Raw genomic sequence first — 14,825 nt, 5'->3', positions numbered from 1 at the left:
ATATTTTCCGGTTTTGAATGCGTTTTCACGATTTTGCTGTTTTAGTTAAAAATATTGATGTTTTTCGGTTGGCGCAGCGATATATAATTGCCTTAAAAGGTGGGCGAATCCGCGGCAGAACGGATGCTGAAGCACCCGGGCCGCGCAATTCCCATACCAAACAATCCAACACAAACCGGAAGGGGCTTCAAACCATGAACTTTGTACAGCAGTTGGACCCGAATTGGAAAATCGAGCGTATCGAACAGGTTGTCATGACCGGAGAGCGCCGCAGATTGGCGGGCTGCAACGCCAGACTCGGCGTACACGGCAAAGCGGTCAGCTTTCCCATGGTCCGCATTACGATCGGCGGCCAAACCGGCTTCGGCTGGTCCCGTATTTCCCGTGACGCGGCAGCCGGGCTGGTCGGAGCGTCGGTTCAAGACATTTTTTCGGACGAACAATGGATTCGGGACCGTTTCTTAAGCATCCAGTTCCCGCTGCTCGATTGGCTCGGACATACGGCCGGCAAGCCTGTCTATGAGCTGCTGACCGGTGTGCGGTACGACTCTCCGCTGCTGATCCCATGCTACGATACGTCGCTGTATTTTGACGACTTGCATCTTCAGTCTGAGGAGGATGCCGTTCGCCTGCTGCAGGAAGAGGCCATGCAGGGCTATAACGAGGGGTTTCGCGGCTTTAAAATAAAAGTCGGACGCGGCGCAATGCATATGGAGCTTATGGAAGGCACGAACCGCGATATTGCAATCGTTAACGGAATTCGGGAAGCCGTAGGACCCGAATGCATGATTGCGATCGATGCCAACAACGGCTATAATCTGGGCTTGACCAAATATGTGCTGCAGCAGACGGCCTCATCCAACCTGACGTGGCTTGAGGAGGCTTTTCACGAGGATCGCGAATATTACAAAAACTTGAAGGACTGGATGGCCAAGCACAATCTGAACGTACTGATCGCCGACGGCGAAGGGCTGGCCGCGGGGCCGCTGGTCGATTGGGCGGAGCAGGGTTTGATCGATATGGTACAGTACGATTTAAAGGATTACGGGCTTGTCCAATGGCTGGCGCTCGGCGCCAGGCTGGACGAACGAGGCATTAAATCGGCTCCGCATAACTACGGGGGCTTTTACGGCAATTTCGCTTCCTGCCATCTGTCTCCGGCCATCCGGGGCTTTATGTATGTCGAGTGGGATGAAGCATGGATTACCGGGATCGATACGACCGGCTATTCCGTTCGAAACGGACGCATCCAAGTTTCCGCCGCGCCCGGCTTCGGCCTGCAGGTGGATGAAGCCTACTACGCACGCCAGGTCGGGGATAACGGCTGGACGGTGCGATAATTCAGGAACGTATGGCGCATGATGATGGGGGACTGCCGAATGATCAACTATTGGAAACACGCCTTCTTTTTGCTTGTCTCCCTGTCATTGCTGTCCGCCGCCGGATGCTCCGGCGATTTGCCGGCAGCCCCGCAGCCGAAAGCGCCGGAAACGGCGCAAGACAACGCATTGAATCAAGGATTTCCAATCGTGAACCAGCAGGTCCGCATCCGCATGTTCGGCCGGCGGGACCAGAGCCAGATTCCGTGGAACCGGATGGTCGTATTCAAGGAATATGAACGCAAATCGAATGTCAAGGTCGTTTTCGAGGACGTACCGATGCCGGGCTTCACGGAAAGGAAAAATTTGCTGTTCGCCTCGGGCGAGCTGCCTGACGCTTTTTTCAAGGCAAACTTGACGACTACGGAAATTATGCGCTACGGCATGAGCGAAAAGCTGCTCGTCCCGCTGGATTCCTTGATCCGGGACCATGCGCCGCATGTGAATGCGCTGTTCGACAAGTACCCGGAGGTGCGCAAATCGATGACCGCGTCCGACGGCCACATTTATACCTTGCCTTTACTGACGACGGCCGACGCGTACCGCACCTATTTGAAGCCATGGGTAAATAAGAAGTGGCTGCAAAAAGCCCGGCTGCGACCGCCTGCGACGATCGACGAGCTGATCGCGATGTACCGGGTTTTCCGCGATTCCGACATGAACGGCAACGGGATTGCGGATGAAATTCCGCTGAGCGCCGAATCTATTACCAACCTGATTCTTGCCATGGGAGGCTCCTGGGGGCTTGAAAACCAGTTCAAATATTATTTCAACATCGAAGACGGCCATGTCCGGCTGTGGCTGACCGATCCGCGATTTAAAGAAATGATTATGTTTTTTAACCGGCTGTACGAGGAAAAACTGCTCGATCAAGAAATTTTCACCCAGGACGGAGCGACATATTTTGCCAAGATGAACCAGGGCATTATCGGCAACTTTTATCTCGGCAGCACCGACCGGTTCAAGGATGTCGAAGCCGACTATATGGGCATCGCCCCTTACCAGGGACCCGAAGGTCAGCAAAAGGTTTCCGCCTTCAACCCGATCGTTGTCGACCCGGGCGGTTTCGCCATTACGAAAGCGAACGGACATCCGGAGGTTACGATGCGGTGGATTGATTATTTTTACAGCGAGGAGGGCGCGGAATTTTACCGCTTCGGGATTAAAGGCGATACGTACAAGCTAAATGCGTCCGGCAAGCCGGAGTTCACCGATAAAATTTTGAAAGATCCGAGAGGCCCGACCGCAGCGCTCGGCGAGATCAACAACATGACCGGCGGCGGCTCGCCGCATTGGATCAGCGAAAGCAACGACAGCTTTATCGACCCGCCCTCGGTTATTGAAGCGCATGCCGCATTGATTCCTTACTTGCCGAAGGCCGTATACAGCTCGCCGATCTTCGATAAAGCGACATTCGAGCGCATCTCCCCTATCAAATCGGACGTGGACAAGTTCGTCGCCGAAGCGATCCCTCCGTTTGTGACGGGGGAGCTGAGCTTTAACAAATGGGACGAATTCCGGGCCACGCTGCGCAAAATCGGTGTTGAGGAGCTGGAAAAAGCTTACCAGTCGGCATACGATGCGATGAACCGGCAGTAGTCCGGCACCCAAGTGAACTCGTTCAGCTTTGCTGAACATCGGGGAATCAGATGGGGACTCTACCCCACCTGATTCAAGGCCCACCTTAGAGGTGGGGGTCTTAACCGATAAAGTCGTAATCAGATCAAACAGGCTGTTGAGACTGTCGATGTTATGGCGGGTTTTTCCCTATTCATCGACAGCTCAGTTATAATGTTCAACAGCCTCACGCCTTTTTCGTTCAACTCCGCTATCTGTCAGCTCCCCATCGTCAATCTCCCCGCAGCTGTTGCCTGATCCGGCTCTTACCTCATTTTCAGAACGGCGTCTCTCCCTCTCATGCCCGGTACTATACCCAACCTCTCCGCCTCTAAAGTCACCATGTCCAAAGGCGCCTCCAGCAACTGTTCGATCGTACGTACCCCCGTCGCCCGGGCGGCAATGATATGACGATCCTGAAGCCGTTCATTCAGCAAGCCTACATCTAAAGCACCGCACATGATATATCCTTTGTCGGTCGTTACGACGAGCAAGGTTGTCTTCGGCAGCTTAACCTCGATGGCTGTTGCGGTAAAGCCGTCCAGGTCAACGGGTTCCATACGCATCATCATCAGCATCTCCTTTGTAAGGAATATAGGTTATAATCTATTATATGAACGCGAATTACCGCAGGTGAGCAGGTCTGCATAAGATAGGCAAACGCCAAACAAAGCCGATTCGCAGACTTCACGAAGTTTGTGGCGGCGGTCCTTGTAATCAAATTGCAGCAGCATGCCCTTCATTTTTTTTGCGGCAAATGCAGCAACCGGCGAAAGTGGTTACAGATTGCAGGCCGAGCGGTCGCGGCAAAAACAAAAATCATACATACGGTAATAAAAGGAAATATTCTATCGAATAGTATAGTGTTATCGGATCATTTTCGGGCGAAGCAGCCTCTCTGTGTACGACGGTACCCTGACGGGGCTTATGCCCCAGAAATAATTAGAAATAGAAGTATTTAGGTGCTACTTTTATCCCAAAGAAAATGATATAGTAGACTAGACAGAATAGCAGTTAGGTCGAAAGAAGGAGCGCCATGGGTATGGAACAAAAAAGCACCGGCAAATTTTTATTTAACGTAAATATCCTTATTGAAGAAGTGAACAATGGGCGCGCACTGGAAAAGCTCCTTAGCGTATTAAACACAACCGAGTTTGAGGACTACCAAATCAAGGACGGAATTCAATTAGGGAAATCCATTGAGATAGCAATGAGAGAAACGATGAACACGAGGAAGCTATCGCTGCAGCAGCGGGATACGGCGGAAGCCGGCAAGCCGCAATCGACTTCGCCCGCTTCTTCAGTCGCTAAGGAAGCTGTACAAGAAGATCCGCACAGCCTCATCTGGGAGCAATTCCAGAAGTACAAGGAGGACAACACTCTGATCCGGCTATCCGCCATCAAGGGCAAAGGCGTCAAATTAAGCGTCCCCTGCCGCATTCTGAACGTTGATCCGGCCAGCGGCAATGTTTCCGTCTATCATGTCGACGAGAAGCAGGTTTATTTGTTCAATATTCATGAGATTGACGATTATGTCATTCATTCGTGAGCGGACATTGCTTGCGGAATTAAGGGAACCAGCTTTACAGAGCAGCGAATGCAAGCCCGGCGGGAATCCGCCGGGCTTATTTTGTCCTTTTAAACGGTCATGCCGTATGCCGGCAGCTCGCGATCGCCGCTGCATCGGCACATTCGCCGCCGCCTGTTCTTCCGGTTCGACGCTTGCTTCACTTCACTTTGCTGCACATAACCTTGATAAAAGCGCTCGTTCTTGAGGAAGGCGAATCCGTCTATCCTTGTTTCTTGCTGTGCTGTAAAGCGGCCAAAGCGACCAAAAACCAGCCGATCATAAAAGAGACGCCGCCAAACGGCGTGATGGCCCCGAGTATTTTGATGCCTGACAGACTGAGCACGTACAGGCTGCCCGAGAACAGTAGGATGCCGGCGAACAGAAACCAGCCGGCTCTCGTCAAATTTTTGCTGCCCGGCATCCAACCGGCTGCCAAGCCAACCGCGATTAAGCCAAGCGAATGCGTCATATGGTACTGCACTCCCGTCTGAAATACCGCCAGATCGTCGGGCGACAGCACGCCTTTCAGCATATGGGCGCCAAAGGCGCCAAAGGCGACCGACAGCAGAGCGCATATACTCCCGATTGCAATAAATCTCGCGTTTATGTTATTCACCTCCGTGCCATGCTTCCTTCACTACTTCCTGTTAATCATCATAAAGGATTTTGCCGCCTGATGCCAATCTCGTTCAATTTGACAAATATAAATCAGGAGTCGGGTAATTCGATTCATATTTTTAGCGGCAAACCCGGCACTAAACCGATTTATACCGATCAAGCTACGTTATCCGAGAAATATCGCCGCGGTGTGAAGCTCCTCAGGATCATGCTGGCGGTTCTTGCTTTGACAGCCATTGTTTCTCTGATCCTGAGTTACATTTCACGCAATTACTTGAGCAGCTCTGTGGCAGCCAATATTCCGATTGCGATCGCAGCCGTAAGTGCAGTGCTGCTTGTGCCTGTCCTCATGACCTATGCAGCTTTTTATATAAAATCGAAGCGGATAAAGTAGAGAATTTGAATGTGCGGGGGCAACATACGAGTGCTTCGTTGAGGCGATGACGCATCATAGGCCGCCGATCCGACGTCGGCAGCCTGTTGTTTTTGATTAAGGGTACGTCGCACAAGCCAAGCAGCTCGGGTTATACGATTTGGCCTACGTCATGCTGACCGATAATCAATGTAGCCGGCTCCAAATAAGCGCGGGTTGTCGCCGGTTTTGTCAGCAGGTCGATTTGGATGTCGACGATTTTGCTGCGCTGCTGTTTGCCGTCTCTTTTGTCGGAAACGACTTCAAATTGCTGCAAGCCCAGCTGATACGTAATGACCGACGCGCCTACCGACAATGCCGGCAGCTCATGCTCTCCGTGCTGAAACAGCACTTCCGATAGAATCTCCTCGTTCATGTCGACTATTTTAACGAATTGGCAAATGGAATATTTCATAAGCTCATCTCCCTCAAGACTCGTTTGTCATTGGTTTGTCATAACATTCCATTTTCGACGCCATTCGTCATAATTCCTGCATCGACTAGCCTACGATTTCTTGCAATCGAACGGTCCGGTCTTTGCTCAAGTCTAAGAACAGACTGTCGATCTGAATCAAAGGACTGATCGGCTCGAACGGGTTCGCCAACACGATTTTGCCTGTCCGCCCGTCTGTCAACAGAGCATAGCTGCCGACCATCGACTCCATCATTTTTTTCATAAATAAAAGGAAAATGTTGCTGTTCAGCTTGCCGAACACATCCGTATTCATCTCATTCATCACCGTGAAAAAAGAGGAAGCGTCGTGGTAGGACCGTTTCGAGGTCATGGCGTGGAAAACGTCGGCGATACTGACGATTTTCGTAAACGGATCGAGCCTGTCCCCTTTCAGGCCGAACGGATAGCCGCTTCCATCCTCCCGCTCGTGATGCTGCAGCGCAACTAGAGCGATCCGGTGCGGAGCGCCCGCCGTACTTTTCAGCAGCTCATAGCCGTGGATCGTATGTCTTCTCATCAACCGATATTCGGCCTCGGTCAGCTTTTCGGGCTTATTTATGATTTCGATAGGCACTTTCATTTTGCCGACATCATGCAGGGTGGCTGCCATCGCCAGCAGCGTGAGCTCTTCCTCATCCATATTCATCCATTTGCCGATCAGGGTGGACAGTACCCCGACTCCGATATTATGCTTGTACGTATAGTTATCCTTGGAGCGCAGCCCGTTGAGCAGCCTGAACAGGTTCGGCGAGTCCGCAGCCTGCCTTATGACAGGCAACAGCGTGCTGCTGATTTGCCGGATAGGGATGTAGTGTCCGAAACGGATCCGGTCAAATAGTTCCTTCACCTGGGCGGTCGCATCCTCGATAAGCTGATTTTCGGAATCGGCTGCCGTCTCTCCGCCGCCGTCCGGTTCGTTTCCGAACTCGACCTCCGCCAGGTCAACCCGGTGTCTGATCAGCCGCTTGATATCCTCTTGCTTCAGCCTCGTGTGAGCCGGTACCAGCAGAATACCCACCCGGTTAAAGATATCCTTTTTAACAGAAACGCCGATCTTTGCATGCACCGCACATCCACCCCCAAAAGGATAAGGTCGTCCTCCCGATCCGCACACTGCTCCGTTCTTTGTAAACAATGTTAAATATAGGTAAGAGATGCCAGGGATAAACGGCTTCGCCGTCCTTCGAGGACGAGCACGTTTATCAAGGTTGTGCGAAGCAAAGTTTAAATCTTACACTTTCTATTCAACCAAAATAAAATAACCCTGTCGAGGCCAAAAATGGCCGTTCGACAAGGTTCTGCTAAACTTCCGATATTCGTTTACGTTTCGCCCAGACGGTTGAAGCGATGCGATAGATTTCGCCATTTTTCACCGCAAACTCGACCGCACTGCCATCGAAGGAAGCGTGCCGCTATTCGTTACTCTCCTTCATCGCTTCGATTAGCTTGCGGAACAGCTTCAAGTCTTCTTTCGCATCCTCCGGTGTCGTCTTCAGCGTTAAACCCTTCATAACCACATCGTAAAAATATTCAAATTGGCAGGTGTACGCATCTTTAAAGGTAGGACGAACTACAGTCTCATGATACGCTTCCCCGATCGTTTCATTCACCTGCAAGGTTGTCGGCAGATGACGCATATAGGGCGTATTATATTGTACCTTCAGCGACTTATCGCTGCCGTAAACCTCGATACACGCGTCGAATCGGCGTATATTGTCAATCCCGGTTTCATAGGTCACATGGAATCCGTCATATTCCAGTATCGCGCTCATGAAGCGGCCGTTATTCCACTGCCTGGCCGAAACAACCCTCTTGGGGAGGCCGATCACTTCCCGCATCGCAGATAGATCGTGACTGCCCAGTCCGCAGAGTAACCGATACGCTGACCGCAGGTCCGCAGGTGCATCGCCGATGGCATCCTCCACTAATCTATGGGCCCGCTCAGCACGTTCTTGTTTATCATGTTCCTGAATATCATCGAAACGGTACACATTGCTGGATTGGTTAATAAACAAATGATTGCCCCCGATAATATCGCGGACTCTCACATAATTGATTTTATCCAGCTTCTTGACTTCCTCCACCAGCTGCAAGTATGCCGGAGCATACCTTCTCATGTAGCCGACCATCACTTTAACACCCATCTCGTCTCGAACACGGATAATCTCGTCTGCTTCCTGCAAGGTTAATCACATCGGTTTTTCAATCAGCACATGCTTCTTGTTTTGAACGGCGGCAATAACGCAATCGGCATGATATTCGTCGCTGTTGCAAACAAGAACGGCATCCAATTCCGACAGACTTGCCAATTCAGCGGCGTTCGTGTAACGATTAGAGACATTGTACCGGTCCCCGGCAACCTCCAGAAGCTTGGGAGAAATGTCGCAGACTGCGGTAATTTCAAACTTATCGGACAAGCTTTCAAGTACAGGCAAATGAATAATTTGGGCAACCTCACCAAGACCGATAATTCCTATTTTCAATTTGGGCACGATTGATCTTCCTCCCCGATCGACTTCTCTTGAAAGGGAAGAAGTACATCTGCACCGCCTCCCTTTTGCAAGATCTTTGTTAAATAGCTAGCATCGTTTCGGTAAATGTATTAATTCTTTGCAGTCTCGCGTGGAATGCCTGGTACAATCCGTCAGCTTGCTCCTTGATCGTTCTTTGATTATTCGTAAACGGATTCAAAGCCGTAGCTTGATCCACTTGCTTGATAAGCTCCGCAGGCAGTGCCGCTGCACCTTGTAGTGTACCGGCCAGCCCGCCGGCAACAGCGGCAACGGAATCCGTATCTCTTCCCATATTTACTCCGGCCAGGATGGCATCATACACATTTCCTTTCACCAATCGAAGAATGCAGATCGCTTTCGTCATCGCTTCGTTGGCGAAGCTGTTACAATAAGGAACGCCGCAGCCGTAGTAAATACTGTCAAACGCCACTTTCAATTCATGAAAATCTGTACAGTGTGCCGTACGCTTCAAGCCCGAATCGAGCTCCTGAATGACGTTATCGCGAAGATACCCATACTTGGAGCCGTCAATCTTATGAGTAAGATCCGAGTAATCGCAATATCGGAAGATGTCGCCGATCACGCTATCCACAGTTGCACCTGGCTTAGCGGCTGAAGCAATCGCAGCAGCGGAAACTCCGGCCCACCGTACGGCGTAGCTTTTGGAGGTTTGATACAGCTGCCCGATCTCGAACGCGTCAGCTACCGCATTGCGGACGTCGCCAGCGTTAATCAGACCGATCGGCTGGCATGCGCTTGAAGCCGTGCTTAGTCCCGCATAATCGCAATACTTACCGATGTCTCTGGCAGGAACAGCGCTTCTGGCAACGGATAGCAAGGTCGTTTCAAACGGCTCCGCGATAGTACCGGCTGCTTCCGACTTAATGTCCCTGACCCAGATGGAGCGAATATCTTCCGCATTCACACGATCCTGCTTTTCGATAATGGCCGTGATCATCAGCTTCTGTCTCTCAACGCCATCTTCCGTCGTACCTGCAGCGCGGGCCCAGCCGTTTTTATAGCGCTCGTATGGCAATAAGCGGTCCACAATGCCGTATTTCGCTTCGATTTCCTGATGGCTGAGGCCCTTGACAGGAGCGCCCATCGCTGCCCCGACATGAACTCCCGCAATGCAGCCATAAAATTTATCTTTAAGGCGAATATTTTGACTCATGGTTGAACTCTCCTCACATAGTTAGAATGATGCATGATTTAAATAGCAGCCATCTGCTCGGAATAAGCCTTCAATCTTATCAACCTTGAATGGTAAGCCTGATACAAGCCTTCTGCATGCTCTTTCATCGTTCGATGCGAATTGCTTACGACATGCAGTGAAGTGGCATAATCGACCTGCTTAATCCATTCCTCAGGGATCGAGCTTGTGCCGCTGAGCGCTCCGGAAATCCCTGCAGCAACCGCCGTAATGCAGTCCGTATCTCTTCCCATATTGATCGCCGTAATCAAAGCTTCCTTGACGTTGGCATTCACCATTTTGAAAATGCATAAAGCTTTCGTTACGACTTCGTTTGCATAGCTCACTTCGTAAGGAATGCCTCTGATACTATAGGACTCATGTAAAGCTTTGCGCAGTTCGCGAATATCGGAGATGTGCTGTGTACGCCCCAGCTCGCGGTCAATCTCCTTCACGACCACATCCGGATCGCAGTAGTTATAGATCGCTCCGATGACGCTATCCACCGTTGCATTCGGTTTGGTTGCGGCTGCAATGGCCGATGCCGTTACCGCCGCCCATTTCAAGCCGCGTCCATTTGACGTCTGGTACAGCTGTCCAACCTCATTCACATCGTTAATTGCATTTTCGATATCTCCGGCATTAATTAACCCGATCGGATGGCACGAACGGGACATGCTGTTCAGCCCGGCATAGTCGCAATATTTACCGATATCTCTGGCCGGAATACCGCTCTTCGCCATCGCGAGCAGCACCGCTTCGAACGGCTCCGAGATCATCCCTGCCGACTCTGGTTTAATTTTCAATAACCACTGTCTGCGGACATCCTCTGCAGTCACTCGATCCTGTTTTTCAATAATGGCGGAGATCATCAGCTTCTGTCTTTCGACACCATCCTCGGTCGTACCAGCCTCACGTACCCAACCGTTGTTGAAATGCTCGTAGGATACTAATTTATCCAAAATCCCATAGGTTGCTTCCGTCCGCTCGAAATCCCAGCCCTCGACTGGCGCTCCCATCGCAGAACCGATATGAACTCCGGCAATACATCCGTAAAATTTCTCTCTTAAGCTTACTTGTTCGCTCATAGATTTTTCTCTCCTCATTTGTTCTTATGAAAAATATATATGGTATCGATACCATTTTTGAACACAATTCCTTTCTCACAGTATAAATTCCTTGCCACAAGCGGATACTTTAACTCCCGAAGCATTGCCGTAGAGCACACGAATCTCCGCTTCATAGTTGATCGCTCCTTTGATGGCGATTGTCGAAAATCCTGCAACGCGCCAGAAGGTCTGCTATTTCTTCGCTTTTTTGTCCTGATAAATTTTATTCACCTCATCCGTCCATTCTTGGCCGCCGCGTTTATTGAATTCTTGTACGTACTTGTCGAAGTCGGACAGCGGAGTTTTGCCGGTAATGAAACGGGCGTAATAATCGGCTGTCAATGCACGCAGATCGGCGGAATATTTGAGCTCAGCCTGGGAACTCATCAGATCGGCGGCATTTTTGATGACCTTCCAATTAAAAGCATCCCGACGGGACTGAACTGCATAAGTTTCCACTTTGAGCAGCGGAGCTTCGTTCTCGAATAAGGAATACCATTGAATCCACTTGCTGTCTTTATCAAATTGCGGCATTGTTAAGATTTTGCCGTCCTTTTTCTCCCAATGAATGCCTTCAATCCCTGTGTACGTATTCATTGCGCCTTCATCGGAGTTGAAGTAGTTCATAAATTTGGCCGAAGCCTCGGGATGCTTGGTGTTCGCCATGACAACTACGCCACGGGCAACGAGTGGTGTACCGCGTAAGCCCGATTCACCACGAGGTCCGATCGGCGGAGCAATTCGCAGCAGCTGGACGTTTGGATCCGTCTTCTTCATCGTTACTTCCTGGTTGGATTCCCAAGTCCACCAGTTGGCCGTTACGCCGTAGCGGTTTTTAACAAATTTCTCGTCTCGTACGGCTGAGGTTTGAGTGAACATCTCCGGATCGATGAGGCCCTCCTTATACCAGTTGGCGAGCAGAGTCAAAGCTTCTTTGGCTTCCGGACGCGTTGTTTGTGGAATCAGCTTGCCGTTCTGTTCAACGAAATAGACGCTCGCTTTCGTTGGGCTTACCCAAGGTGCATCGCCTGCAACAACACCGAATGCACCGAATATGCCGTCGAGCGAATCGAGGCCCAACCCGCTAATCCCATAGGTATCCTTGACGCCATTGCCGTCAGGGTCTTTCTCAGTAAAGGCAACCAGAACGTTGTGCAGTTCGTCAAGCGTCTTTGGCACTTGGAGGCTAAGCTTTTTCAACCAATCGCCACGAATAACAAAATTATAGCGCTGCGGGCTGGTCCAAATCGGAATGGCCCACAATTTGCCGTTCTCGGTAAAGTAGTCGAGCGCTTCCTTCGGAACCGACTTTTGCACATCCGGCATGAGATTCAAGTAAGGCTTCAAATCCAGCAGTGCGCCTTGTTTGGCGTAGTCAAAGATGGCATGATTCGTAGGCATTACCGCGACGTCCGGCTTATCATTGGAAGCCATAATCACAGGCACTTGATCCGCGTAGTTGGCCGATGGCGGAGAAGTTTGATCGAATTTCACGCCCGAACCTTTTTCAATTGCTTCTTTAATGGGATTGCCGTCCGGAGCCTTCTCAAAACCGCCCTTCGTATACAATAGCTTGATCGGACCGGAATCTTTTCCATAGCTTGCAGCTGGCGGTGCTGCATCATTGTTGGTGCAAGCGGCAGCAATAGACAGAAGCAGTGTGGCGGACAGGCCTAAGCTGGCTTTTTGCTTTCCTTTCATTTCCCATAACCTCCCATATTGTTTGGTTCTATTACAAACCTTCCTGCTGGCGGGGTTTGCAGGTGGCTTGAACAGGCCGTTTATCCCTTAATGGAGCCGACCATCATGCCCTGAATAAAATAGCGCTGCAGAAATGGATACACACACATTATAGGAAGTACGGCAACCACAATGGTCGTATTGATCAGCACCGAACTAGGCGGTCTGACCTCAGACAGTGAGCCGCCGAGTGCGAGATCGCCGATATCGTTCTTAACCAAGATCTCTCGCAGTATCAACTGCAGCGGCCACAGCTTTCGATTGGTGATGTACATGACCGCGTCGAAGAACGCATTCCAATGAAACACGGCATAGAACAAACTGATCGTAGCGAGTGATGGCAAAGATACCGGCAAGACGATTCTTAGTAGTGTAGTCATCTCGGAAGCGCCGTCGATATAGGCCGATTCCTCTAATTCAATGGGTATCGTTTGGAAAAAGGTCCGCATAATGATCAGGTTGTAAACGCTTAATGCGCTAGGAATAATGAGCGCCCAGAACGAGTTGGTCAAATGCAGGCCGTTAACGATCAGAAACGTAGGAATGATCCCGCCGGAGAACAGCATGGTGAAGAAGAAGATCGACATGATCCCGCCGCGCCCCGGCAAAAACTTTTTGGATAGCGGATACGCGGTCACAATGGTAAGAGCAAGGCTGATGGCTGTCCCGACAAGCGTTCTAAGAATCGTGATCGTGTAGGCATCGATAATGCTTGAGCTGCCACGAAATAACCACGCATAGTAATCGAACGTGAGGCTGCTGGGGATGACGATGAACGAGCTGGGATGCTTGATCACATCATCCATTGGCGTTACGGAGCTGAGCAGGACGGCGATGACCGGGAGCAGCGTTACCAGTGTAATTATGGTTAAGAACAATAGGTTACACGCTCCAAAAATGTGGTCTGCGTCGAAAACATTTTTTCTGCGGCGCGGTCCGGCAGCTTGCTGTCGTCTCGGTTTCATCACTTATCCTCCACTTTCTCCAAAAAATAGTAGGTGGTAATTACCATGATGCAGGCGATGACGGATTTGAACATTCCGGCTGCAGCGGAAATATGGAATTTATTCTCCAGCACACCGATCCGGTATACATACGTGTCAATGATGTCTCCCACACTGTACAGCATCGGATTGTACAGATTGAATACTTGCTCGAAGCCTACGTTAAGGATGCTGCCCATCCTCAGCAGGAGCATGATCATGATGACAGGCATAATGCTGGGCATAGAAATTTTCATCATGCATTGGAACCGGGTCGCTCCATCGATCTTGGCTGCCTCGTACATTTCCTGGGAAACAACGGTGAGTGCGGCCAAGTAAATAATGGCGTTCCATCCCATCTCCTTCCAGATGTCGGAAAGCACCAGTATGCTTCGGAAATACACCTCATCACTGAAGAAGAATATGGCCTTCCGGCCCGTCATCTTGATCAGATTATTGACAGGTCCTTGCTCGGTCAGGAAATTGAACAGCAGGCCGGACATGACAATCCACGACAGAAAGTGCGGCAGGTATAGAATCGTCTGCACGCTGCGTTTGAAGATGATATAGCGAACTTCATTGATTAGAAGAGCTAACAGAATGGGAACCGGAAATCCAATAATGATTTTGTAAGCGCTTATAATAAACGTATTTTTCATAGCTGTAATAAATTGAGGCGACTTGAACAAGTACACGAAATTAGCGAAGCCGACAAATGGACTGCCCGTTGCCCCTTTAAACACCTTGTAATCTTGGAAAGCAATGACGAGTCCGAACATCGGGGCATAATGGAAAATGGCTATATACAGAAGTCCAGGAACGAGCATCAAATAGAAAAACTTATAGCGGACCAAATTTTTCATTAACCTAGCCAGCGGCATAAGCTGAAGAGCGGAGCTTTCGGGCTGCGAACACAGTTCTTCTCTCATATAAGCACCTCACGATCGATGGACAGGTACTGATTGCGCTTTAGATTGTGCATCATTACTTCCAACCATTTCCGTTTGATAGCTTAATCTTAGCGCCCTGTTCAACTTGAAGTAAATGAACAGTTTAGTCGCCTAACTGTACAATTATGAAACAAATGTACAATTCCATAATCAGGATCCAGTTAGATAATTGAATATTCCAGACTTTCCGATGTATCCCCTATAATACAAGCAAAGTCCCCCAAAAGAGACTCAGCCCTTAAGAGGAATAATTTTAATTACTTTAGGGAGGCCCGTAAGCAATTACAA

The 14,825-nt window shown here is 50.1% G+C and carries 15 protein-coding genes; 4 read left to right on the top strand and 11 right to left on the bottom strand.

Annotated features, from left to right (window positions below):
- Positions 1-194: 194 nt before the first annotated feature.
- Together E1757_RS02910 and E1757_RS02905 are read left to right on the top strand one after the other, a co-directional pair.
- A complete protein-coding gene (locus E1757_RS02910) occupies positions 195-1,340 on the top strand; it encodes an enolase C-terminal domain-like protein (protein ID WP_133225303.1) in 1,146 nt (381 codons plus the stop codon).
- Between the two features lie 39 nt (positions 1,341-1,379).
- Entirely contained in the window at positions 1,380-2,978 is a 1,599-nt protein-coding gene (locus E1757_RS02905; protein ID WP_165971931.1) for an extracellular solute-binding protein, read from the top strand.
- 284 nt (positions 2,979-3,262) lie between these two features.
- Here E1757_RS02905 and E1757_RS02900 read toward each other — a convergent pair whose 3' ends face one another.
- Positions 3,263-3,565 carry a YunC family protein gene (locus E1757_RS02900; RefSeq protein ID WP_133225301.1) on the bottom strand — a complete coding sequence of 101 codons (303 nt, stop codon included), beginning with the start codon at positions 3,563-3,565 and terminating at the stop codon, positions 3,263-3,265.
- Between the two features lie 473 nt (positions 3,566-4,038).
- Between E1757_RS02900 and E1757_RS02895 the strand changes: the two genes are divergently transcribed.
- Complete coding sequence (locus E1757_RS02895; protein WP_133225300.1) at positions 4,039-4,545, top strand: hypothetical protein; 507 nt, start codon at positions 4,039-4,041, stop codon at positions 4,543-4,545.
- A gap of 241 nt (positions 4,546-4,786) precedes the next feature.
- On the opposite strand, the gene E1757_RS02890 is transcribed toward E1757_RS02895, so the two are convergent.
- Entirely contained in the window at positions 4,787-5,173 is a 387-nt protein-coding gene (locus E1757_RS02890) for a DUF423 domain-containing protein (RefSeq protein ID WP_133225683.1), read from the bottom strand.
- A 69-nt stretch (positions 5,174-5,242) separates the two neighbouring features.
- Here E1757_RS02890 and E1757_RS02885 point away from each other — a divergent pair, with 69 nt between their 5' ends.
- Entirely contained in the window at positions 5,243-5,578 is a 336-nt protein-coding gene (locus E1757_RS02885; protein WP_133225299.1) for a hypothetical protein, read from the top strand.
- A 130-nt stretch (positions 5,579-5,708) separates the two neighbouring features.
- Here E1757_RS02885 and E1757_RS02880 read toward each other — a convergent pair whose 3' ends face one another.
- From E1757_RS02880 to E1757_RS02845, 9 genes are all read right to left on the bottom strand, one after another.
- Positions 5,709-6,011, bottom strand: coding sequence for a hypothetical protein (locus E1757_RS02880; protein WP_133225298.1), 303 nt, complete (start codon positions 6,009-6,011; stop codon positions 5,709-5,711).
- 85 nt (positions 6,012-6,096) lie between these two features.
- Positions 6,097-7,116 (bottom strand): HD-GYP domain-containing protein, encoded by a 1,020-nt coding sequence (locus E1757_RS02875; RefSeq protein WP_165971930.1) that lies wholly within the window; start codon positions 7,114-7,116, stop codon positions 6,097-6,099.
- A gap of 346 nt (positions 7,117-7,462) precedes the next feature.
- Positions 7,463-8,233 carry a gfo/Idh/MocA family oxidoreductase gene (locus tag E1757_RS02870; RefSeq protein ID WP_246078989.1) on the bottom strand — a complete coding sequence of 257 codons (771 nt, stop codon included), beginning with the start codon at positions 8,231-8,233 and terminating at the stop codon, positions 7,463-7,465.
- A 6-nt stretch (positions 8,234-8,239) separates the two neighbouring features.
- On the bottom strand, positions 8,240-8,542 hold the full coding sequence (locus E1757_RS36370; RefSeq protein ID WP_246078988.1) for a Gfo/Idh/MocA family protein: 303 nt from the start codon (positions 8,540-8,542) through the stop codon (positions 8,240-8,242).
- 79 nt (positions 8,543-8,621) lie between these two features.
- Entirely contained in the window at positions 8,622-9,737 is a 1,116-nt protein-coding gene (locus tag E1757_RS02865) for an ADP-ribosylglycohydrolase family protein (RefSeq protein ID WP_133225296.1), read from the bottom strand.
- A 38-nt stretch (positions 9,738-9,775) separates the two neighbouring features.
- Positions 9,776-10,843: an ADP-ribosylglycohydrolase family protein gene (locus E1757_RS02860; protein ID WP_165971929.1), complete on the bottom strand. Its 1,068-nt coding sequence runs from the start codon at positions 10,841-10,843 to the stop codon at positions 9,776-9,778.
- Positions 10,844-11,056: 213 nt separating this feature from the next.
- The gene (locus tag E1757_RS02855) at positions 11,057-12,565 is read right to left on the bottom strand and encodes an extracellular solute-binding protein (RefSeq protein WP_133225294.1); all 1,509 of its coding nucleotides are present in this window, start codon (positions 12,563-12,565) and stop codon (positions 11,057-11,059) included.
- Positions 12,566-12,645: 80 nt separating this feature from the next.
- Positions 12,646-13,569 (bottom strand): carbohydrate ABC transporter permease, encoded by a 924-nt coding sequence (locus E1757_RS02850; RefSeq protein WP_133225293.1) that lies wholly within the window; start codon positions 13,567-13,569, stop codon positions 12,646-12,648.
- Entirely contained in the window at positions 13,569-14,516 is a 948-nt protein-coding gene (locus tag E1757_RS02845; protein WP_246078987.1) for an ABC transporter permease, read from the bottom strand. Before E1757_RS02845 ends, E1757_RS02850 begins: the two co-directional genes overlap by 1 nt.
- Positions 14,517-14,825: the final 309 nt, after the last annotated feature.

Source organism: Paenibacillus piri (assembly GCF_004354045.1).
In the GTDB taxonomy this organism is placed as follows: domain Bacteria; phylum Bacillota; class Bacilli; order Paenibacillales; family NBRC-103111; genus Paenibacillus_S; species Paenibacillus_S piri.
Note: the sequence above shows the minus strand (reverse complement) of the source record. Positions and strands in the feature narration are given on the sequence as shown.

Excerpts from the sequence above, each read along its gene's own strand:
- E1757_RS02910 (WP_133225303.1), top strand. The coding sequence starts at position 195 with ATGAACTTTGTACAGCAGTTGGACCCGAATTGGAAAATCGAGCGTATC.
- E1757_RS02905 (WP_165971931.1), top strand. The coding sequence starts at position 1,380 with ATGATCAACTATTGGAAACACGCCTTCTTTTTGCTTGTCTCCCTGTCA.
- E1757_RS02900 (WP_133225301.1), bottom strand. The coding sequence starts at position 3,565 with ATGATGCGTATGGAACCCGTTGACCTGGACGGCTTTACCGCAACAGCC.
- E1757_RS02895 (WP_133225300.1), top strand. The coding sequence starts at position 4,039 with ATGGAACAAAAAAGCACCGGCAAATTTTTATTTAACGTAAATATCCTT.
- E1757_RS02885 (WP_133225299.1), top strand. The coding sequence starts at position 5,243 with ATGCCAATCTCGTTCAATTTGACAAATATAAATCAGGAGTCGGGTAAT.
- E1757_RS02880 (WP_133225298.1), bottom strand. The coding sequence starts at position 6,011 with ATGAAATATTCCATTTGCCAATTCGTTAAAATAGTCGACATGAACGAG.
- E1757_RS02865 (WP_133225296.1), bottom strand. The coding sequence starts at position 9,737 with ATGAGTCAAAATATTCGCCTTAAAGATAAATTTTATGGCTGCATTGCG.
- E1757_RS02860 (WP_165971929.1), bottom strand. The coding sequence starts at position 10,843 with ATGAGCGAACAAGTAAGCTTAAGAGAGAAATTTTACGGATGTATTGCC.
- E1757_RS02855 (WP_133225294.1), bottom strand. The coding sequence starts at position 12,565 with ATGAAAGGAAAGCAAAAAGCCAGCTTAGGCCTGTCCGCCACACTGCTT.
- E1757_RS02850 (WP_133225293.1), bottom strand. The coding sequence starts at position 13,569 with ATGAAACCGAGACGACAGCAAGCTGCCGGACCGCGCCGCAGAAAAAAT.
- E1757_RS02845 (WP_246078987.1), bottom strand. The coding sequence starts at position 14,516 with ATGAGAGAAGAACTGTGTTCGCAGCCCGAAAGCTCCGCTCTTCAGCTT.